At 68.7% G+C, this 20,745-nt stretch carries 22 protein-coding genes; 9 read left to right on the top strand and 13 right to left on the bottom strand.

Going from position 1 to position 20,745, the window contains the following annotated elements:
* Window positions 1–13: 13 nt before the first annotated feature.
* The 4 genes from EV647_RS38600 to EV647_RS38615 all read right to left on the bottom strand — a co-directional run bounded on the left by EV647_RS38600 (window position 14) and on the right by EV647_RS38615 (window position 3,897).
* Window positions 14–1,966 (bottom strand): glycosyl hydrolase family 28-related protein, encoded by a 1,953-nt coding sequence (locus tag EV647_RS38600; RefSeq protein WP_134012083.1) that lies wholly within the window; start codon window positions 1,964–1,966, stop codon window positions 14–16.
* Window positions 1,967–2,038: 72 nt separating this feature from the next.
* On the bottom strand, window positions 2,039–2,470 hold the full coding sequence (locus tag EV647_RS38605) for a GNAT family N-acetyltransferase (protein WP_134012085.1): 432 nt from the start codon (window positions 2,468–2,470) through the stop codon (window positions 2,039–2,041).
* Window positions 2,467–3,165: a FadR/GntR family transcriptional regulator gene (locus EV647_RS38610; RefSeq protein ID WP_134012087.1), complete on the bottom strand. Its 699-nt coding sequence runs from the start codon at window positions 3,163–3,165 to the stop codon at window positions 2,467–2,469. The genes EV647_RS38605 and EV647_RS38610 overlap by 4 nt, the downstream gene beginning before the upstream one ends.
* Before the next feature lie 93 nt (window positions 3,166–3,258).
* A complete protein-coding gene (locus EV647_RS38615; protein WP_134012089.1) occupies window positions 3,259–3,897 on the bottom strand; it encodes a pyrimidine 5'-nucleotidase in 639 nt (212 codons plus the stop codon).
* 52 nt (window positions 3,898–3,949) lie between these two features.
* Here EV647_RS38615 and EV647_RS38620 point away from each other — a divergent pair, with 52 nt between their 5' ends.
* A complete protein-coding gene (locus EV647_RS38620; protein ID WP_134012091.1) occupies window positions 3,950–4,747 on the top strand; it encodes an SDR family oxidoreductase in 798 nt (265 codons plus the stop codon).
* Here EV647_RS38620 and EV647_RS38625 read toward each other — a convergent pair.
* Entirely contained in the window at window positions 4,668–5,306 is a 639-nt protein-coding gene (locus tag EV647_RS38625) for a TetR/AcrR family transcriptional regulator (RefSeq protein WP_134012093.1), read from the bottom strand. The two genes, EV647_RS38620 and EV647_RS38625, sit on opposite strands and share 80 nt — an antisense overlap.
* A gap of 99 nt (window positions 5,307–5,405) precedes the next feature.
* On the opposite strand from EV647_RS38625, the gene EV647_RS38630 reads away from it, so the two are divergent.
* On the top strand, window positions 5,406–6,077 hold the full coding sequence (locus EV647_RS38630; RefSeq protein WP_134012534.1) for an NAD(P)-dependent oxidoreductase: 672 nt from the start codon (window positions 5,406–5,408) through the stop codon (window positions 6,075–6,077).
* Here the strand turns inward: EV647_RS38630 and EV647_RS38635 are convergent, their stop codons facing one another.
* Window positions 6,078–6,977 (bottom strand): LysR family transcriptional regulator, encoded by a 900-nt coding sequence (locus EV647_RS38635; protein WP_134012536.1) that lies wholly within the window; start codon window positions 6,975–6,977, stop codon window positions 6,078–6,080.
* Window positions 6,934–7,188 carry a hypothetical protein gene (locus tag EV647_RS42335; protein ID WP_166680534.1) on the bottom strand — a complete coding sequence of 85 codons (255 nt, stop codon included), beginning with the start codon at window positions 7,186–7,188 and terminating at the stop codon, window positions 6,934–6,936. Before EV647_RS42335 ends, EV647_RS38635 begins: the two co-directional genes overlap by 44 nt.
* A gap of 312 nt (window positions 7,189–7,500) precedes the next feature.
* Here EV647_RS42335 and EV647_RS38640 point away from each other — a divergent pair, with 312 nt between their 5' ends.
* Entirely contained in the window at window positions 7,501–8,394 is an 894-nt protein-coding gene (locus EV647_RS38640) for a LysR family transcriptional regulator (protein WP_166679897.1), read from the top strand.
* Window positions 8,395–8,423: 29 nt separating this feature from the next.
* Here EV647_RS38640 and EV647_RS38645 read toward each other — a convergent pair whose 3' ends face one another.
* From EV647_RS38645 to tdh, 5 genes are all read right to left on the bottom strand, one after another.
* The gene (locus EV647_RS38645) at window positions 8,424–9,248 is read right to left on the bottom strand and encodes an aldo/keto reductase (protein ID WP_134012097.1); all 825 of its coding nucleotides are present in this window, start codon (window positions 9,246–9,248) and stop codon (window positions 8,424–8,426) included.
* Between the two features lie 62 nt (window positions 9,249–9,310).
* Window positions 9,311–10,324, bottom strand: coding sequence for a winged helix DNA-binding domain-containing protein (locus EV647_RS38650; protein WP_238177607.1), 1,014 nt, complete (start codon window positions 10,322–10,324; stop codon window positions 9,311–9,313).
* A 103-nt stretch (window positions 10,325–10,427) separates the two neighbouring features.
* Window positions 10,428–11,015 carry a hypothetical protein gene (locus EV647_RS38655; RefSeq protein WP_134012101.1) on the bottom strand — a complete coding sequence of 196 codons (588 nt, stop codon included), beginning with the start codon at window positions 11,013–11,015 and terminating at the stop codon, window positions 10,428–10,430.
* Window positions 11,016–11,067: 52 nt separating this feature from the next.
* Window positions 11,068–12,252, bottom strand: a complete 1,185-nt coding sequence (locus tag EV647_RS38660) for a glycine C-acetyltransferase (protein WP_134012103.1) — start codon at window positions 12,250–12,252, stop codon at window positions 11,068–11,070.
* On the bottom strand, window positions 12,252–13,301 hold the full coding sequence (tdh, locus tag EV647_RS38665; protein ID WP_134012105.1) for an L-threonine 3-dehydrogenase: 1,050 nt from the start codon (window positions 13,299–13,301) through the stop codon (window positions 12,252–12,254). The genes EV647_RS38660 and tdh overlap by 1 nt, the downstream gene beginning before the upstream one ends.
* A 149-nt stretch (window positions 13,302–13,450) precedes the next feature.
* Between tdh and pyrE the strand changes: the two genes are divergently transcribed.
* The 5 genes from pyrE (at window position 13,451) to EV647_RS38690 (ending at window position 19,362) form a co-directional block, all read left to right on the top strand.
* Window positions 13,451–13,996 carry an orotate phosphoribosyltransferase gene (gene pyrE / locus EV647_RS38670; protein ID WP_134012107.1) on the top strand — a complete coding sequence of 182 codons (546 nt, stop codon included), beginning with the start codon at window positions 13,451–13,453 and terminating at the stop codon, window positions 13,994–13,996.
* A complete protein-coding gene (locus tag EV647_RS38675) occupies window positions 13,996–14,766 on the top strand; it encodes a hypothetical protein (RefSeq protein WP_238177608.1) in 771 nt (256 codons plus the stop codon). Before pyrE ends, EV647_RS38675 begins: the two co-directional genes overlap by 1 nt.
* Before the next feature lie 39 nt (window positions 14,767–14,805).
* Complete coding sequence (locus EV647_RS38680) at window positions 14,806–15,660, top strand: LemA family protein (RefSeq protein ID WP_134012109.1); 855 nt, start codon at window positions 14,806–14,808, stop codon at window positions 15,658–15,660.
* A 217-nt stretch (window positions 15,661–15,877) separates the two neighbouring features.
* The gene (locus EV647_RS38685; protein WP_134012111.1) at window positions 15,878–18,859 is read left to right on the top strand and encodes a BTAD domain-containing putative transcriptional regulator; all 2,982 of its coding nucleotides are present in this window, start codon (window positions 15,878–15,880) and stop codon (window positions 18,857–18,859) included.
* Between the two features lie 92 nt (window positions 18,860–18,951).
* On the top strand, window positions 18,952–19,362 hold the full coding sequence (locus tag EV647_RS38690) for a hypothetical protein (protein ID WP_134012113.1): 411 nt from the start codon (window positions 18,952–18,954) through the stop codon (window positions 19,360–19,362).
* Here the strand turns inward: EV647_RS38690 and EV647_RS38695 are convergent.
* Window positions 19,356–20,054, bottom strand: coding sequence for a DedA family protein (locus EV647_RS38695; protein ID WP_238175344.1), 699 nt, complete (start codon window positions 20,052–20,054; stop codon window positions 19,356–19,358). The genes EV647_RS38690 and EV647_RS38695 overlap by 7 nt on opposite strands.
* A 60-nt stretch (window positions 20,055–20,114) precedes the next feature.
* Here EV647_RS38695 and EV647_RS38700 point away from each other — a divergent pair, with 60 nt between their 5' ends.
* Complete coding sequence (locus tag EV647_RS38700) at window positions 20,115–20,741, top strand: TrmH family RNA methyltransferase (RefSeq protein WP_134012540.1); 627 nt, start codon at window positions 20,115–20,117, stop codon at window positions 20,739–20,741.
* Window positions 20,742–20,745 lie beyond the last annotated feature (4 nt).

Here is a 20,745-nt window from a genome sequence, read left to right on the forward strand (position 1 = left end):
GCCTGGGGAACCGTCAGTTCCACGGAGACGGCGGCGGTGGCGGGACAACGGTGGGGCGATCCTCGCACCAGGTTGCGCTCGTCCAGCCGCCGTCGTTGCCGGCGAGCAGGCGTACGTCGAACTCCGGCGGGCCGTTGAAGTGGAACGTGCCGCAGTTGTTGACGAACGGCGCGCCGACGTTGCGGGCGTCGACGTTCTCGAAGGTCGCCCAGCCGCCGACCCGGGCGTTCACCACGTTGGTCCCGGTGCCGTCGACGTGGGCGTTGCGGACGACGACGCCGGTGATCGCGTAGTCGTCCTTCACCGGCCAGTCGACGACGAACATCATCGCGTTGTACGTCGAGTCCAGGAACGAGCTGTCGACGATCTCGACGGGAGCCGACATCGTGGACTGCAACGCGTACAGCCAGATCGCGCCGAGGCCGATGTTCCAGTTGAGATCGCGCGGACCGCCGCGGACCGTGGTGTTGCGGGCGAACCTCAGCGTGCCCTCGAACGGGGTCGCGTTGAAGCGCGAGCCGGCGTGCAACGTACTGCCCTCGCGGATCGGATCGGCGACCAGGTTGTCGGTGACCGCGTTGTCGCGACCGCCGTAGATCGCGATGTTGTTCGCGAGCACCGGGGTCTGCACGGTGTTGTGGTCGTAGACGTTGTCGTGATTGACCACACCGGACGGGTTCGCCTCCGACCACATCGCCAGCCCGTCGTCGCCGCTGTTCCGGACGAAGTTGTTGGTGGCCCTGACGTTCGAGACGCCGAGGTGCAGATTGATGCCGTCGGCAACGGCGTCGGTGATGACGTTGTTGCGGATCAGCAGGCCGTCCATCGGGCCGTCGAGCCAGATGCCGACCTTGGTGTGGTGCAGGTACAGGTTCTGGATCGTGGAGCCGCCGCCGATCGCACCGCCGATGCCGTTCACCTGGTCGGTGTCGATGCGTTCGCGGACGTCGCTCTCGATCGCGAAGTCCGACAGATGTACGCCGGTGCTCCCGCCGTCGGCGGCGTACTTGCCGTAGAAGCCGGGTGCGCTGTGCACCGACTTGTCCGGCGCAGGCTCCGCGAGCGGCAGGACCCTGCCCTTGATGATCGTCCACCAGTTGCCGGCGCCGCGGATCGTCACCCGGTCGACGACGATGTGCCGGTTGACCTGGAACGTGCCCGCCGGGATGAACACCGACCAGCCGATCCGCCTCGCGGCCGCGATCGTGCGCTCGATCGCGGGCGCGGCGTCCCGTCGCCCGGTCGGATCGGCGCCGAACAACCGCACGTCGAGGGACCGGGCCGGCTGCTTCATCGGGGCGTTCACCAGCTCGAAGTCTGCGACGTCGAGCACCGTCCACGCCGCCGCAGTCGCGTTTGGTACCGCGAACCGAATGCGCGCGCCGGCCTGGTACGTCCGATCGAGCATCACTCGCTGCTCGTCGTAGAAGTGGTTCGGCCGGAACGGCTTCGCGACCGGATCCGGCTCGGGCTTCCACCAGCCCGGGGTCGGGTCGACGTTCGGGTCGTTGGAGAACGGATACATGCCGTACAGCCAGGCGTACTGTGATGTCAGCGTCATCGTCTGGCGGTGCTTCCCGTTGACGCTCACGTCGAGCGGCGCGGTGATCCCACCGCCGGCCGGTGCGTCCGGGATGCTGTACCGCAGCGTGAACGCGTTCGCGGGCTGCGTCAGCGTGAATTCGACGTACTGCTTGGGCTGCAGCCGTACGGCGGTACGCCCGGAGGCCTCGGCCGGGAGGGTGTACGCCTCCCGTCCCGGGCCGAGTTGCTCGCCGGTGAAGGCGGCGTTCTCCGCCTCCTGCTCGACGAACGGTACGTCGGCGCCGCGGCCGGTCACCAAGGCGGGATCGAGGCCCGCACGGGTGATGCGCGGCGCGGGGCTCGCGGCGGCTGGTTGGTACGTGAGCACGGCACCGAGCAGCGCGGTCGACACGGCGACCGCGATCAAGTGCGAACGGGACATCGGCGGATCCCCTCCCGGACGAATTGTCTGGAGGTTATGCACCCGACGATCGGCGCGCAAGATCTCGACAGGTCAGAGAAATTTCCGAACCATGAAGACGTCGACGGGATCCTCGGCCTCGGTGACGAAGCCGTGGCGCTCGTACAGCTTCCGGGCCGGGCTGCCCTGCAGGACGTTCAGCGCGACGGTCGCGCCGCCGGCTTCGTCCAGGACAGCGCGCAGTACGGCGGAACCGACGCCGCGGCCCTGGTGGTGGGGGGCGAGGTAGAAGTGCTCGAGCCACTGGCGGTCCTTGGCCGGCCGCATGCTGATGGACCCGGCGAACTCGCCGTCGACCTCGATGATCCGGGTGTGCTCGGGTGCGTAGGCGTCCCGCAGGCGTTGCCGCACGCGATGGTCGTCGTACCGCCCGAGGCGTTCGAGGTCCGGGCGCATGGCCACGGCCCGGAGCTCGACGAGATCCTCGAGGTCGTTCGCCGTCGCGGGCCGCAAGGTCCACCTCATGGCAGCGCCGGTTGCGGGACGGGTCGGAGGGCGCGTAGCCAGAGTTCGGTCTGGGCGATGTGGGCGGATGCGGCGGTGGCGGCGGCCGCGGGGTCGCGGGTGGTGATCGCGGCCAGGATCTCGCGGTGGCCGCGGTCGCTCGTCTGTTTGATCGCGTCGAAGTCGGCGCCGGGCTCGAAGATCCGGTAGTGGCCGCCGCGGCCGCGGATCACGCCGGTGAGCGCGGTGACGGTCGGGTTGCCGCCGGCCGCGCAGATCAGGCCGTGGAACTCGGCGTCCAGGTGCTGGATCTCGGTCGCGTCGGTGGTCGACTCGAGCCGATCGAGGACCTCGCTCAGGTGCGCTGCGAGCTCCGGGTCCTGGCGGGCCGCCGCGGCAGCGGTGGCGTGCGCCTCGAGCACCCGGCGTACCTCCAGCAGTTCGAGCACTCCTTCGAGCGGGATCAGCTCGACCGACAGCGAGAACCTGCCGATGATCGCGGCCGGGTCCAGCGCGGAGACGTACGTGCCCGACCCGTGCCGGGACTCGATCACCCCGAGCGCGCCGAGCGACCGTACGGCCTCCCGCAGCGAGCTCCGGGACACGCCCAAGTGGTCGCACAACTCGGGCTCCGGCGGAAACTTCGCCCCCGGCCCGAGTTCCCCGGACGCGATCATCTGCCGCAACCCGGCCAGTGCCTTGTCCGTAGCAGCCATCCCCTCACCTCCCTCCGAAGCGTAAGTCCTCAGACCACTCATGGTCACATTGCCCATGCGCAGCCTGCTCGACCGAGCCAATCCGGTAATTCATCAGATGTTTGCTCGCAGGAACCCGGTCAGATCGGCCGCCCGCCAGCGCCGGTCACCGAGCCGCTCGTACGGCGTCCCGCCGGTCACCCAGACCGTCGTCATCCCGCGCTCGTGCGGCCCGGTCAGGTTCACCTCGAGATCGTCGAACATCGCGGCGCGAGCCGGGTCGATCCCGAACGACGCCAGGAACGCGTCCAGGCTCTCGTCGTACGGCTTCGGGATCAGGTCGGCGGCGAGGATGTCGAAGACGCCGTCGATGCACTCGCTCAGTCCGAGGCGACCTAGCACCTGCTCAGCGTGGTACGCCGAGCCGTTCGTGTACAGGTACCGCCGCCCGGGCAACCCGCGGAGAACCTCCGCCAGCGCCGGATCGGGACGCAGTACGGCGTAGTCGATCGTGTGCTCCCACGCGAGGTAGTCGTGGGGGTCGATCGACCGGGTGTTCATCAGGCCGCGCAGGGTCGTCCCGTGCTCGGCGACGAGCTGCGCCTGCAACCGAAGGGCCTCGGCTTCGTCGGTGCCGAACAGGTTGGACAGGTACGCCCGGATCCGCACGTTCATCTGGCCGGCCAGTCCGGTCTCGGCCGGATACAACGTGTTGTCGAGATCCAGAACCCAGGTGTCGATGTCCGCCAGCACCAGATCAGGGTAGGTGACACACTGGTGGCGTCACCGACGGGAGGACTGCACGATGCCGACTGCGCTCGTCACCGGGCCGGCGACCGGGATCGGCCGGGCGTTCGCGGACAAGCTCGCGCTCGAGGGGTACGACCTGGTGCTGGTGTCGCGGGACGAGGCGCGCCTCAAGGAGGTCGCCGCCGACATCACGCGGCTGCACGGCGTCGAGTGCGAGGTGCTGGCCGCCGACCTTACCGACGCGGCCGATCTGGCGCGCGTCGAGGAGCGGTTCCGGACCGGGCCGATCGAACTGCTGGTGAACAACGCCGGCTTCGGCCAGAAGAAGCCGTTCTGGGAGAACCCGGTCGAGGTCGAGGAGAAGCAGCTCGATCTGCTGGTCCGCGTCGTACTGCGGCTCACGCATGCCGCCGTACTTCCGATGATCGAGCGCGGCTCGGGTGCGGTGATCAACGTGTCCTCGGTGGCCGGGTTCCTGCAGCGCAACATCTACAGCGCGCACAAGGCGTGGGTGACGACCTTCTCCGCCGGGTTGGCGACCGGGCTGCACGCGCAAGGTGTGGCAGTGATGGCCTTGTGCCCGGGGTTCGTGCACACCGAGTTCCACGAGCGGATGGGGATGGACAAGACGCTCATCCCGTCCTTCATGTGGCTGGACGCGGACGAGCTGGTCGCCGCGGCCTGGAAGGACCTGATGCGAGGCAAGGCGATCTCGATCCCGAGCCGCCGCTACAAGCTCCTGATGCTCGCCGCGCGCTTCACACCCCGAGCGCTCATTGCGCGCGTGTCGACCGTGGGCCTGGACGGCCGCCGTCCGGCTTCGTCGGCTGCAGGGTCTCGTAGAGAGTCTTGACGAGAGCGGCGGCGTACTTGTCGTGCTCCTCGCCGGACGGTGTGACCCCGGCGAAGTTGACCTCGAACCCGCGCTGGAAGCACGCCCCGAACAACAACGCGGCCGCGGCGCCGGCATCAGCGGTACGCCGTACACGCCCGAGCTTCTGCTCAGCGCGGAGGTAGCGGATCAGGCCCTCCTGCGCCTTGTGTGGCCCGGCGTTCAGCTCCTGCAGACGAAGCCGGTGCGCGGCGAGCAACTCCCGCGACGAGAACAGTGATACCAGGATCGGAAAGCCCTCGACGTAGAAGTCGATCGCGGTGCGCGCCAGCTGGGTCAGATTGCCGCGGACCGTTCCGCTGCCGGGGTTGCCGAGCAGTTCCTTCAAGGAGCCGGGGAGTTCGGGCATCCGCTCGTGCATGACCGCGAGCAGGATCGCGGCCTTGTCCGCGAAGTGCTTGTAGAGCGCGGCCTCGGAGTACCCGGCGACCTGGGCGATCGACTTGGTGGTCGCCCGCGCGAACCCCTGCGTCCGCAACACCTCCGCGGCCGCGTCCAGGATCTCGTCCCTGGTCCCCATCCCGTCCTCCCGTTCGTCCGCGCCGAACTCTACCTTGACAGGTTGGTGAGTGTTTACTAACCATAGTGAGTGAGCGTTTACTAACCTGGAGGGGTGACGATGAAGCTGGTGGTGTTCGGGGCGTCCGGACGGATCGGGACCGAAGTGGTGCAGCAGGCGGTGGCGGCCGGGCACGCGGTCACGGCCGTCGTACGCGAGGGGTCGAGTCTCCAGGTGCCGCTGCCGGAGCTCCGGCTGGTCGCGGCGCGCGCCGGTGTTGCCGGCGGGCTGACCGAAGTGGTGACAGCCGACGTGATGGACCCGGCGTCGATCACGCCGGTCGTGGCCGGCCACGACGCCGTACTGTCCGCGCTCGGTCCGCGGCCGAAGGGGCCGAGCGATGTGCTGACGAGCAGCGCGCGAAGCATCCTGCACGCGATGAGCGATGCCGACGTACGACGCTTCCTCGTGGTGAGTGTGGCCGGCATCCACAGCGGTGGCGACGACCTGTTCACGAAGTACGTCGTGAAGCCGATCCTGCAACGCATCCTCCGGGACTCGTTCGCCGACGCCCGCCAGATGGAGGAGGTGATCCGGGCGAGCGACCTCGACTGGACGATCGCGTGCCCACCGCGTCTGACCAACGCCGCTGCGAAAGGCACCTTCCGCAGCAACACCGAAGGCACCGTTCGCGGCGGATTCACCATGACCCGCGCGGACGTCGCCACCTACCTGCTGAACGCGATCGACGACGCGGCGGTTGTTCGGAAGACCGTAGTCATCTCCAACTGACTACAGCTTCTCGGCGACCTCGGTGAGGACTGTGAGGGTTGCGGTGATCAGGGGGTGGTCGGCTCGGCTGTTGCGGACGGCGGCGTAGACGCGGCGGGTCGGCGCGGGGGCCGGGAGTGGGCGGATCAGGGCGAGGGTCGGTTCGGGTACGGCGAGGCGTGGGACGAGCGAGACGCCGCCACCGGCCGCGACCAGTGCCGCGACGGCGCGGAAATCGTCGGACTGGTGGACGATCCGCGGCTGGAACCCGGCCTGCTCACACGCGAGCAGCACGACGTCGCGGATCGGGTTGCCCGGTGCGGTCATCACCCAGTCGTCGTCCGCGAGCATGCCCAGCTCGATCGTGTCGTGGTCCGCGCCCGGGTGCGTCGGCGGCAGGACGGCCACGAAGGGCTCGGCGTACAACGGGATCCGGACCAGGCGCTGGTCGTCGTGCCGCGGGGAGCCGCGGTGCTCGACGGCGATCGCGAGGTCGGCGTCGCCGTCGAGCAGATGGGTGATGCCCTGGTGTCCCTCGGCATCGCGCACGACGAGGGAGAGGCCGGGGCTGGTCTCGCGGAGTCTGGTCAGCGCCGGTGCGACCAGCAAGGTGATCGCGGTCGCGAAGGCGACGACGCGGACCTCGCCGTTCGCGCCGCTCGCGTGCAGCCGCATCGCGTCCTCGGCGCGTTCGACCTCGGCGAGGATGGTGTCGGCGTGGGCGAGGAGCAGCCGGCCGGCCGAGGTGATCGCGACCCGGCGGCCGCGGCGTTCGAGCAGTTCCTGGCCTACCTCGGACTCCAGGGCCGCCAGTTGCTGCGAGACCGCCGAGGGTGTCAGATGCAGCACCTCGGCGGCCGCGGTCACAGTCCCGTGGTCAGCAAGCGCGCGCAACACCCGCAGGCGTCGTACCTCGATCACGAAGCTCAGCTTGGCACAGGTCGTCATTGAGCTCGCCGGGGAGCAGGTTCAGTTCGACGGCCGGACGGTCCGGCGTACGGCGCTCCCGCCACCGGCGTACGGCGTCACGGATCGGGTGGCGTTTCGGGACATAGGGGCGCACCGGGGCATCCGACGCGGCGGAGTGGGTCTGCTCGTGAATCGACTTGATCACGGTATAGGGGATGTACATGCGTCAGCTCGCAACGTCTCTGAGACAGGGCGTGGGTTGGCACGTGTTGGTGACCGGACGCGTCCCGGCGTTGCGGCGTACTGCTCGGAGTGGCCGCAGCAAGCCGCGCAGCGGACGGCGAGGCGGACGGTGCGGGACGACCGGGGCGTTGGGCCAGGCCGAGCGGTTTTCGTTGTGGACCTTCTTGATGACTTCTGTCGGGAAGACGTACATCGGTTTTCCTTTCCTCTGCTTTCGACAGTAGGAACCGGACCTTGATACGTCCAATGAAAGTTCTGGGCGGAGTTGATGTGCATGGTGCATGATGTGGGTATGGAACTGCGCCAGCTCAGGTCGTTCGTGGTGGTGGCCGAGGAGATGAACGTCGGGCGTGCGGCCACGCGGCTGCACCTGACCCAGCCGTCGCTGAGTCGCCAGATCGCGGCACTCGAACACGATCTCGGCGTCGAGCTGTTCGCTCGCGTGAAGCGACGGTTCGTGCTGACGGCCGCGGGCGCGACGTTCCTCGCCGATGCGCAGGACCTGCTGCGGCGGTCGGACGAGGCGGTCCGCGCGGCGCAACGGACGCAGCGCGGTGAGCTCGGGACGTTGCGGCTGCGATTCGTGCAGTCGGCAACGTTCGATACGTTGCCGCGGCTGCTGGGTGCGTTCCGGCAGGCGTATCCCGAGGTGGTGCTGGACCTGGAGTCGTGGACGACGTTGCGGCAGACCGAGGCGCTCCGGGACGGGCGGATCGACGTCGGGCTGCTGCGGCCCAGTACGCCGGCGGGTGCGAGTGCCGTCGTACAGCTCGCGCCCAAGTTGACGTCGCGGGTGGTTGCCGAGGACTCGTTGGTGGTTGCGTTGCCGGCCCGGCATCGGCTGGCTCGGCGGAAACGGCTGCGGCTGGCCGAGCTCGCGGAGGAGCCGTTCGTGTTCTACGCGCGGCCGAGCGGCCCGGCGGTGCACGACACGATCGTCGGGTACTGCCGGGATGCCGGATTCACACCGCGGATCGAGCAGGAGGCGGCCGACGTACAGACGATCGTGTCGCTGGTCGCGGCCGGACTCGGGATCTCGCTGCTGATCAGCCCGACCCCGCCGTCCAACCCCGACACGGTCGTCTACCGCGAGTTGTCCGACGACCTACCACCGTGGCAACTCTCCGTAGCCTGGTCCCCGGACAACCACTCGCCCGTCCTGACGCGCTTCCTCGAACTGGTGTAGGTCCTGTCTGGTGATCCATCAGACAGGACCTAGCCGAAGACGTCCGGGTCGCCGCCGGTGCGGACGCCGGTCTCCAGGTCCGCGATCGCGGCCATGTCGTCGTTGTCCAGCCGGAAGTCGAAGACCTCGAAGTTCTCCTTGATCCGGCTCGGCGTCACCGTCTTCGGGATCACCACGTTGCCGAGCTGCAGGTGCCAGCGGATCATCACCTGGGCCGCCGACTTGCCGTACTTCGCGCCGATCGTGGCGAGCGCCGGGTTCGCCAGCAGCTCGCCGGACGCCAGCGGGCTCCACGCCTCGGTGACGATGTCGTTCTCGGCGTTGAACGCGCGCAACTCGTCCTGCGGGAGCGCCGGGTGCAGTTCGATCTGGTTCACCGCGGGCCGGATCGTGGTCTCCTCGAAGATCCGCCGCAGCGCGGGCTCGTGGAAGTTCGAGACGCCGATCGCACGCACCCGCTTGTCGGCGTACAGCTGCTCGAACGCCTTCCAGGTCTCGACGTACAGGTCCCGCTGCAGCGACTGCCAGTGGATCAGGTACAGGTCGACGTACTCGAGGCCGAGCTTCTCCAGACTCGCGTCGAAGGCCTTCAGCGTGCTGTCGTACCCCTGCTCGGAGTTCCACAGCTTGGTGGTGATGAACAGTTCGTCACGCGGGAGACCTGACGCCGCGATCGCCCGGCCGACGCCGGACTCGTTGCCGTAGATCGCTGCGGTGTCGATGTGCCGGTAGCCGGTCTCGAACGCCGCGGCCACGACGTCGGTGACGATCGCATCCTCGACCTGCCAGACCCCCAGGCCCAGCTGCGGGATCTCGACGCCGTTGTCCAGAGTGATGGAGGGGACTGTGTTCATCTACCCATTCCACCCGGCGAAGGGTTTCTGGCCCAGTCATCCGACGTGTGACAACAACCTCATTAACCGGTAGTAACCACTTCATAGGACTTGGCATCGGGCTCCAGGAACCGGAGTAGCCCGTCGCCTTCCCGCTCCAGCTCCGCCTGTGTCTTCTTCAGCGTCCGGCCGAACGGAGTCAGCGTGAGAGTGGCCACACCGCGCTTCTTCTCGGTCGTCCACAGCCCGGCGACCAGGCCGTCGACGGTGTACGTCGCTTTGACGCGGAGGTTCTTCGTGAACACGGCCGGCTTGTGTTCGTCGGCGATGATCCGCTCCCGTTTTGCGTGCGACAGCAGCACGTTGTCGAACTCCGGCAGGAAGCGCACCGGCGCCGGCGTGTCCGGGTCGGGGCGAGGCGCGTCCGGTACGTCGTACAGCGTCTTGCCGGCCTCGTCCTTGAACGTCTCGAGCTCGAGCTCGTCGAACAACGGCTTCGCCTTCTGCAAACCGGACCACGTCTGGAAGTCCGCCGGCGTGGCGGGGCCGAACGCCTGCAGGTAGCGGGTGATGAGTTCCTTGGTCTCCGAGCGCTGGTGGAGTTTCTTCCCGATCCACTTCTCGGCCGGCGTGAACCTGGAGTTCGCCGTCCAGGACCAGCGGACGTCTGTCGGGTACACCACCAACGGCACCAGCATCCGCGTGCAGAACCCGAGCGCGCGCTCGTTCACGTCCGGGAACTGCTGCTGCAACGCGTCGCGTACCTCGGTGAACGTCAACGGCTCCTTGGTCAGCAACTTCTTCGCCGCGGCCACGACCTTCTCCGGCTCGAGCCCCGCGCCGCGTTCCCCCAGAACCTTCAATCCCGCTTCGAGCACCGGCGCCACGGTCGCGCGGAACCGCAGGTAATCCGCCGCAGTCACCAGATGCAACGTCCCGCGAAACAGCGTTGCCCGTACGACGTCGTGCTCCCGGACCGCATCATCCAACTCGGACTCCGCGAAGTGGTCGATCCGCGACCACAACCCGACGTACGGATGCTTGGCCTCCTGCCCCTGCATCCCCACCAGCCGGCCGACCACGTCAACCGCCGGCACCGCTTCGCGCCCCAGCAAAACCTGCCGAGCCAACGTCGCCCGATTAACCGCCCGCCCACTCATCACCACCATGCACGCATCTTCGCGCACAGCACCGACAACGTCAGCTGTAGTCCTTCTCGTTGTACTTGGGGAGGCCCAGGAGTTGGCGGATCTGGGTGGAGGGGGACTTGCCGCCGGCGGCTGAGGCGCGCTGGACGTGGTCGGCCATCTCGGACTTGCTGTCGGCCGCGGCGGCCAGGAGCCAGTGTGGCCGGGCGGCGGCATCCGCCTTCGCCAGTGCCCGGATCTGCGTCGAGACCTTGGCGGGCCAGACGGTCGACCTCAGTGCGCCGTACTCGGCGAGGTTCGCCGCGGCCACCGCCTTGGCCCTGGCCTGCAGGGTCGTCAGCGACATGTTCTCGTTGGCCGCCTTCTCGAACCGCTCGAGCGCGACGTTGTACGGCCGGGTGATCTGCAGGTACTTCGTGCCCGCAGCAGAAAGACTCAGCATCGTCGGTGTCGTCCGCACAACGGGAACGCTCCGCGCCGACGTCGGCGGCGTGTACGCCCCAGCCGGCTCCGAAGGTGTCACCGGCGGCGCACTCGAGGAGGCCGGCGACGGCGCCGTGGCCACCGGCCCGCCGTCCGCCCCACATCCGGCAACGCACGCCAAACCCAGTACTCCGACAACGGCCAGCATCTGGCGCATAAAGCTCCTCACCCAGTGCGAACCGGACAACCCTAGCGGCGTCCGGCTCGAACTATCCCGCCAGGGCGGCGCGAGCTTCGGCGAACGCAGCGACGGCGCGCTCCACGTCCTCGGTGGAGTGAGCTGCGGACAGCTGGACCCGGATGCGGGCCTTGCCCTGGGGTACGACGGGGTACGAGAAGCCGATGACGTAGATGCCGAGGTCGAGGAGTTTGTCGGCCAAGCGGCCGGCTTCGGCGGCGTCGCCGATCATCACGGGGGAGATCGGGTGGTCGCCGGGGAGTACGTCGAAGCCCGCCGCGGTCATCTTGGTGCGGAAGAGTGCGGTGTTGGCGGCGAGCTTGTCGCGCAGGTCGCTCGAGGTGCCGATCAGCTCCAGTGCCTTCAGTGAGGCGGCGGTGACGGACGGCGCCAGCGAGTTCGAGAACAGGTACGGGCGGGAGCGCTGGCGGAGCAGCTCGACGATCTCGCGGCGGGCGGACACGTAGCCGCCGGACGCGCCGCCGAGGGCCTTGCCGAGCGTTCCGGTGACGATGTCGACGCGGTCCTTCACGCCGAACAGCGACGGGGTGCCGGCGCCGTCCGGTCCGACGAAACCGACCGCGTGCGAGTCGTCGACCATCACCAGGGCGTCGTAGCGCTCGGCCAGGTCGCAGATCTCGTCGAGCGGGGCGACGTACCCGTCCATCGAGAACACGCCGTCGGTGGCGATCAGCCGGTACCGCGCGTCGGCGGCGTCCTTCAGCTGGGCCTCGAGGTCGGCCATGTCCCGGTTCTTGTAGCGGTACCGGCGAGCCTTCGAGAGCCGGACGCCGTCGATGATGCTGGCGTGGTTCAGCTCGTCGGAGATGATCGCGTCCTCGGCACCGAGCAGCGTCTCGAAGAGGCCGCCGTTCGCGTCGAAGCAGGAGCTGTAGAGGATCGTGTCCTCGGTCCCGAGGAAGTTGCTCAGGGCACCTTCGAGGTCCTTGTGGATCGCTTGCGTCCCGCAGATGAAGCGCACCGAGGCCATCCCGAAACCCCAGCGGTCCAAGGCGTCCCGGGCCGCGGCGATCACCTCGGGGTGGTCGGCCAGGCCGAGGTAGTTGTTCGCGCAGAAGTTCAGTACTTCGTTGCCTGACGCAACCGAGATCAAGGACTGCTGGGGTGAGGTGATCACCCGCTCGGACTTGTAGAGCCCGGCGTCCCGGATCTCGCCGATCGTCGTCGTCAGGTCGTCCCGCATCCGCCCGAACATCAGTGCTTCTCCTCCAGCGTCTCAGCCGTCCAGTCCATGATCACCTTGCCGCACTGCCCCTGGCGCGCCACGTCGAAGGCCCGCTCGAAGTCGCCGTACCCGAACCTGTGGGTGATCACCGGCGTCAGGTCCAGTCCGCGCTCCAGCATCACCGACATCGAGTACCAGGTCTCGAACATCTCCCGGCCGTAGATGCCCTTGATGGTCAGCATGTTGAGCACCACCGTGCCCCAGTCGATCGCGATCTCGTCCGACGGCAGGCCGAGCATCGCGACCTTCCCGCCGTGCGTCATGTTCGCGAGCATGTCCCGGAGCGCGGCCGGCTGCCCGGACATCTCCATCCCGACGTCGAACCCCTCACGCATCCCGAGGCTCTGCTGCGCCTGCGCGATCGTCTCGTCGGCGACGTTCACCGCGCGGGTCACGCCGATCTTCCGCGCCAGGTCCAGGCGGTACTCCGACAGGTCGGTGATCACGACGTTCCGCGCCCCGGCGTGCAGCGCGACCGCCGCGGCCATCACCCCGATCGGGCCGGCCCCGGTGATCAGCACGTCCTCGCCGACGAGCGGGAACGACAAGGCGGTGTGTACGGCGTTGCCGAACGGGTCGAAGATCGCGGCGACGTCGAGGTCCACCGCGTCCTTGTGAACCCAGGCGTTCATGGCCGGCAGAGCGACGTACTCCGCGAACGCGCCCGGCACGTGGACGCCGAGGCCACGCGTCTTGATGCACAGGTGGCGGCGCCCGGCCCGGCAGTTGCGGCAGCGGCCGCAGACCAGGTGTCCCTCACCGCTGACCAGGTCGCCGACCGCGACGTCACGGACGCCGACGCCGACCTCGACCACCTCACCGCAGAACTCGTGCCCGGTCACCATCGGCACCGGCACGTTCTTCTGCGCCCAGTGGTCCCAGCTCTGGATGTGCAGATCGGTGCCGCACAACCCGGTGCGGAGCACCTTGATCAGGACCTCGTCGGCCTCGATCTTCGGCTCCGGGACCTCCTGCAACCACAGACCGGGCTTGGCCTCAGCCTTCACGAGCGCCTTCATGCCCACATCGTCGTCCCGGGCAACCATCGCCGTCCATCGACACGTCGTACACAGCCTTTACAGGTCAACTGCATACTCGTCCGTGTGCGGGGAGTAGCCAGGTGAGCAAGAAGTCGGAGCGCCCCGGCCGTGATCTAAGCTCAAGGCTCATGAGCTACGACCGGGACGGACTGCTGGAGCAGGTCAAGAGCAAGGCGATCGTGCACGGCCGGGTGACGCTGGCCTCGGGCAAGGAAGCCGACTATTACGTCGACCTGCGCCGGATCACGCTCGACGCGGCCGCTGCGCCGTTGATCGGCCCGGCGATGCTCGAGCTGACCAAGGACCTGGAGTACGACGCTGTCGGCGGGCTGACGCTCGGCGCGGACCCGGTCGCGATGTCGATGCTGCACGCGGCGGCCCAGGAAGGGCGGGCGCTCGACGCGTTCGTCGTACGGAAGGCCGAGAAGACGCACGGTCTGCAGCGGCGGATCGAGGGTCCGGACGTGAAGGGTCGCCGGGTGCTCGCGGTCGAGGACACCTCGACGACCGGGGGATCGGTGCTCACGGCGGTCGAGGCGTTGCGCGAGGCCGGGGCCGAGGTGGTCGCCGTAGCGGTGATCGTGGACCGGTCGACCGGCGCGCAGGAGCGGGTCGAGGCGGAGGGCCTGGAGTACCGGTCCGTGTTCGGACTCGAGGACCTGGGGCTCGGCTGATGCAGAGCAGCACCCTTCTGTACATCCTGCTGGCGATCGTCGTCGGCGTCGGCCTCGTCTACTTCAACTACTACCGGGCGAAGAAGCGCCGAGAGATGTTCGCCGGGTTCGCTGCCCAGCACGGCTGGTCGTACGTCCCGGCCAACCACTCGCTGGCCGGTCAATGGGCCGGTACGCCGTTCCGCACCGGCGACAACTGGCGCGTCAAGAACGTGCTGTCCGGACCGTACAACGGCCACCAGATGGTTGCCTTCGACTACAGCTACCAGACCCACACCACGAACGGGAAAGGTCAGCGGCGCACCACCACCCACAACTTCGGTGTCGTCGTGCTGCAGTTGCCGGGCGCGCTGCCGCACCTCGAGGTGACGCACGAGGGGATCTTCGGCGGCGCCGTGGCCAACGCGTTCGGTTTCCGCGACATCCAGTTCGAGAGCGATCAGTTCAACCGGGCGTTCCGGGTCAAGGCCGACGACGAACGGTTCGGGCACGCGGTGGTGACGCCGCGGATGATGGAGCTGCTGCTCGCCCGCGGCGAGATCGGCTGGCGCTTCGAGGGGAATTCGCTGGTCGGCTGGGACAACGGCGCGCACAACCCGAACGAGGTGCTGAACCGCCTCGCGCTGCTCGAACAGGTCGCGCTGAACGTCCCGCCGTACGTCTGGCGCGACTACGCGGGCGTCGACCCCCGCGGGCCGCAGCCGGCTTACCCGCAGCAGCCGTCCGCCTACCCACAGCAGCCACCCGCGGGCGGACCCACCTACCCGTAGAGTCGCTCCCAGCACTGCCAATTATTCGGGAGCTGGGAAATGGTCTGGGTCATCATCGCGATCGTCGCGGTGATCGTCATTCTGGCGATCATGCTGATCACGTCGTACAACCGGTTCGTCAAGCAGCGGAACCTGATCCAGGAGTCGTGGCGGCAGATCGACGTCGAGCTGCACCGCCGGTACGACCTGATCCCGAACCTGGTCGAGACCGTGCGCGCGTACGCGGCGCACGAGCGGCACGTGTTCGAGGAGGTCGCCCGGCTGCGCACCCAGGCGGTGAACGTGCAGGGTTCCAACCCGGAGCAGCGAGCCGCTGCGGAGGGTCAGCTGTCCGGCGCGCTGCGTCAGATGATGATCTCGGTCGAGCAGTACCCGCAGCTGCAGTCGAACCAGAACTTCCTCGGTCTGCAGCGCGAGCTGACCGACACCGAGGACCGGATCGCGGCCGGCCGCCGGTTCTACAACGCGAACGTCGGCGACTACAACACCCGGATCGAGGCGTTCCCGTCGAACCTGATCGCGGGCGGCTTCAAGTTCGAGAAGGCCGGCTACTTCGAGGTCAAGGACGAGCAGGTCCGTGCGGTGCCGCAGGTCTCGTTCGGCACCATCGGCTCGGTCGCCGGCGAGCAGGCGCCGCCGCAGATGCAGCCGGGTGCGCCGTCGTCGGGCCAGATCCACCCGCAGATGCCAGGGGATCAGGGCAACTACCCGCAGCAGATTCCGGGCGGTTACCAGCAGCCCGCGCAGCAGCCGCCGTACCAGGGCCAGCCGGGTCAGGGGCAGGGTCAGTACCCTGCTCCGGGGCAGTACCAGGGAGAGCCACCGGTGGGCGGGCCGCCTGCGGGTTCCCCCGCGCCACAGGACGGACAGCCGCCATTCACCGGTGGCCAGTAGGCACCGGTTCCCCGTGATCCAGGTCCCCCGATCCCGGACTCACTCCCAGTGCCAGGCCCGGTGTGACGGCGGTCAAGTCGCCACCTCCGGGCCTGCCCTCCCCCCGGTACCTGTGTCAACAGTGCCGGATTGAGATACATCCGGCGTACATCGGGCTTCCCGGCGCGTACAGCCGGATGCCACGATGGGGCAGTTCAAGAGTGGAGAGGTCGGGCGAGTGGACAGTCTGAGGTACGGGATCCTCGGACCTCTGCGACTCGTTCACGTCCCGGGACAGCCGCTCAAGGCCGCCAAACCGCGCCAGTTGCTCGCAACCCTGCTGCTGCACCCGAACCGGTTCGTCTCCACGGACCTGATCGCGGACGCGCTCTGGGAGAACACCCCGCCGCGTTCCGCGACCGCGAACATCCGGACGTACGTCCGCGCGCTCCGCGGCGTGCTGCAGGACGCCGGGCTGCCCGCGCCGATCGACACCTCAGCTGCCGGCTACAGCATCGAGGTCGGTGTCGACGAGCTCGACGCCAGCCTTTTCGAGTCGCTGCTCGCCGAGGGTGGCCACCTGCGCGACCAGGGTGACGGGCGGCAGGCCATGCAGGTGCTGTCCCGCGCGTACTCGCTCTGGCGTGGCCGCCCGCTCGAGGACCTGCCGATGCCCGCGGCATGGGAGGGCTCGATCGCCCGCCTGGAGGCGCAGCACCGTGGGCTCGTCGACGGCCTGCTGGACCTGCGGCTCGAGTACGGCGACGTGAGTGGCGCCGCCGTACTGCTGAGCGCACGCCTCACCGAGGACCCGTACGACGAGCAGCTCTGGCGGCGGCTCGTCGACGCACTCGTAGCCGCGGGGCGAGTGGGCGAGGCGCGAGCGGCGTACGCGAAGGCAGTGCAGACGCTGGCCGACGACCTGGACATCAAGCCCGGTCCGGAACTGGAGGCCGCCGGCGCTCGCGCCGAGAACGGCCGCTCGGCGAACTGGCCCAACCCGGGCATCCCAGCGGACCGTACGGCGGACCGGCCGGGACCGACCGCGCAACCCGGCCCGATGGCCGCGCCCGAGCTGACCGATCCGCTGCGGCCGCCGAGCCAGCTCCCGCTGGACCTGGCCGACTTCAGCGGCCGGCAGGAGCTCCTGGACCAGCTGCGCGACCTGGTCTGCGGCCGCGACCCGGTGCGGCCGCCGATCGCTGTCATCTCCGGTGCGCCCGGGACCGGGAAGACCTCGCTGGCCGTTCGGCTCGGGCACCTGGTCCGGGAGTACTTCCCCGACGGGCAGATCTACCTGGACATGCACGGCGCGACACACCCGCGTGACCCGGCCGCTGCACTGACCGATCTGCTGCTGAGCCTGAACCTGCCCGACTATGCGATCCCGACCGACCCCGAGCGGCGGTCCGCGATGCTGCGCTCCGAGCTGGCCAGCCGCCGCGTGCTGATCATCCTCGACGACGTGGCGACCGCAGGTCAGGTGACTCCGCTGATGCCAGGTACCGGCGCGTCGGCTGTGGTCGTGACGAGTCGCAACCGGCTCATGGACCTGGCAGGTGCGGACAGTACGCCGCTCGACACGTTCGACGACCGCGAGGCAGCCCTTCTGCTGTCGTCGGTCGCTGGATCCGGCCGGATCGATCCGTCCTCTCCCGAGGCCGAGGAGATCCTGGCGGCGTGCGCGAACCTGCCGCTGGCGATCCGGATCGTCGGCAGCCGCCTGGCGCAGCGCCCCGATCTGAGTGCCCGTGAGCTGGCGCGGCGGTTGCGGGACGAGGCGTCGCGGCTCGACGAACTGAGCATCGGTGAGCTCGCCGTACGGTCCAGTGCGGACCTGAGCTACGGCGCGCTGAGTCCCGAGGAAGCCCGGCTGTACCGGCTGATCGGTCACTTCGCGGTCGGGGTCTTCTCCGCGCGTGCGCTCGAGGCGGTCGCGTCACCGGCCGCCGTACGACGGAGTCTGGATCGGCTGATCGAGGTCAACCTGGTCCGGATCAGCTCGGTCGACGAGCGCGGTACGGCGCGCTACCGCGTCCACGACCTCCTGCGGTTGCACGCGCTCGGCGTCGGCGACGACGAGCAGAAGGCGCAGGCGGTCCGCGACGTCGAGGCCGTGGTCGACGCGATCCTCAACAAGATCCGGCGCGCCAACAACGCGCTGTCCTTCGAGTACTTCGGCGTACTGGAGCACACCGGGCCGTTGACGGCGCCGGACCCGTCGCCGTTCACCGAGACCGATGCGATCGCTTGGTTCGACAGCGAGCGCAGTACGTTCGTGCCGGCCATCCGCGCCGCGGCGCAGAACGGGTTGCACGAGCACGCGTGGCGCATCGCGGCGGCCTGGGGACCGTACCTTGATCTGCGGGCCGGGTTCGACGACTGGAACGGCTCGCACCAGCAGGGGCTGCAGAGCGCGATCGCGTGTGGCAACCGGCGTGGCGAGGCGATCATGCACCGGAACCTCGGCCAGCTCGCGCTGTACCAGGACGACTGGGAGAACGCGCGCCGGCATTTCGACGCGGCCGCGCAGGTGTTCGCGGAGGTCGGCGACCGGCTCGGTGAGGGTGTCGCTGCCGTCGGCCTTGGTACCTGGCTGCGGGAACGCGGCGAGCGGGAGAAGGGCCTGGAGCAGTACGAGAAGGCGATCGAGGCCTTCGTCGAGGACGGCAACGCGAACGCCGAGGCCCTGGCGCGGACCGCCGCCGCGAACGTCTACCTGATCCGCGGTGACCTGGCCACCGCCCGGCGGTACCTGGCCCAGGCGTTCCTGATCGCCGTACGACGGGCGGACGCGCACCGGGAGGCCAAGGTACGCCGACGTATCGCGGCGCTCCGCGTACATCAAGGGCGACACGACGAGGCGGTCCGCCAACTGCGGAAGGCGCTGGCGATCTTCGACGGGATGGGTGACGACCACTGTGCGGCGTACACCCGGGCGCTGCTCGGGCAGGCGCTGATGGAGCGTGGTGAGGTGGCCGCGGCGCGCAAGACCCTGCTGGACGCGATCGATATCGGTCACCGGCTGGGTGATCGCAGCGTCGAGGGCGAGGCAGCGCAGCACCTCGGTGAGCTCTACCTGTCCACAGGCAGCCTGGACAACGCCCGTCGTACGCTCGAACGCGCTGCACGCGTGTGGCAGCAGGCCGGGAACGACGGAGCGGCTGCTGAATGCCGCCGAAGGCTCGCCGGGTTCGAGGCCGGGGCCGCGGCCGGCTGACGCCGCGAATGTACGGCGGCTGTATTCGGGTTCGGCAGCATTCTCACCATGCCACGGCACGTAGGCCGAGGACGGGGGATCGGGGAGGACCTATGGCCTGGGGGGACGTAGTCGTGGATCGCCGGAACGTCCCGCGGGTGGCAAACCCGCGGGACACCGAGGCGGCGCTCAACTGGCAGTTGGAGCGGGTCGGATCGGCGGCCTGGCTGGACTGGCCGCTGAAGTTCCAGCGGATGGCTTTCGGTTATGCGCACGACAGCGGCTGGCACGACGCGGCCGACGCGGTTCGGTGGCTCGACCACCACACCCTGCTCCGTGAAGGGGCAGCGCCACGGGGGGCGCTGGTCTGGTACCAGGCGGCAGATCGGATCCGGGTGGCTTGTTCACTCGGCTCCGGTCAGGTGATCGGCCCGCTGCCGACCGGACCGGTCGAGGCCGCCGAGTTGTCGTTACTCAGCACCGACTGGGTCTGGTCGGAGCCGCACTTCCCGTTCGGTCACTGACCGTTGCTCACCGGGTGCTTCGGTGCCGCGTGCTTCGGGGCGTCGCCGGACTTGCCGTTGCGGTTGCGACGCCGGGCCAGGAAGTACTCGACGACCATCGGGATCAGCGAGACCAGCACCAGCAGGATCAGCGCGGACTCGAGGTGGTCGTGGATGAACTGCACGTTGCCGAGCGCGTGGCCGAGCAGCGTGATGCCCGGTGCCCAGATCACCGCGCCGACCCCGGTCCAGAGGAAGAACTTCTTCGGGTCCATCTTCCCGGCGCCGGCCACGATCGTGATGAACGTCCGGACGATCGGCACGAAGCGCGCCATCACGAGGGCGCGCGGACCGTACCGCTCGAAGAATTCATGCGTTTGCTCGATGTACTTCGGTTTCAGGAACCGGGCGTTCGGATTGCGGAACAACGACGTACCCAGGGCCCGGCCGATGTAGTAGCCGGAGACGTTGCCGAGGAACGCGGCAACGGTCAGCAGCACACAGGCCAGCCAGAGCGGTACGTCGATGGAGCCTTGCGCGATGAACAGGCCGACGGCGAACAGCAGTGAGTCACCGGGCAGGATCGGGAACAGCACCCCGCACTCGATGAACACCACCAGCAGCGTGCCCCAGAGGGCCCAGTTACCCATCCAGTGCAGGAGGTACTCAGGGTCCATCCAGTTCGGCATCAGCATCGCGACAAGAGGAAGCACGCGGACAGGGTAGCGTCCCGACCTGTGCATGAGCTGAGCAGCGACGTCCGGGGAGCGGACATGGTGGGCCCGAGCGAGGTCGGGGTCGGGCCCTGGGAGGGCGACTGGCCGGACGATCCGCGGCTGGACGCGGAGCTGCTCGCGGGCGGGGATCGGCGCAATGTCGTGGACAAGTACCGGTACTGGAAGCTCGAGGCGATCGTCGAGGACCTGGACCGGCAGCGCAACCCGTTCCACGTCGCGATCGAGAACTGGCAGCACGACCTGAACATCGGCTCGGTCGTCCGGACCGCCAACGCGTTCCTCGCGTCGGAGGTCCACATCGTCGGCAACCGGAAGTGGAACCGGCGCGGCGCGATGGTCACCGACCGCTACCAGCACGTACGCCACCACCCGCAGCTCGCTAACCTGGCGTCGTACGCCGCCGAGCGCTCGCTGGCCGTGATCGGTATCGACAATCTGCCGGGCTCGGTGTCGTTGGAGACCTACGACCTGCCCCGGGAGTGCATCCTGCTCTTCGGTCAGGAAGGGCCTGGGCTCACCGAGGACGCGCACCAGATCTGCACGGCCGTGCTCTCCATCGCCCAGTTCGGTTCGACCCGCTCCATCAACGCCAGCGCGGCGGCCGCGATCGCGATGCACGCCTGGATCCGCCGCCACACCTTCGCCCAGCCGCCGAACAGCTGATCGT

This window comes from Kribbella sp. VKM Ac-2566, assembly GCF_004366005.1.
Classification (GTDB): Bacteria; Actinomycetota; Actinomycetes; order Propionibacteriales; family Kribbellaceae; genus Kribbella; species Kribbella pratensis.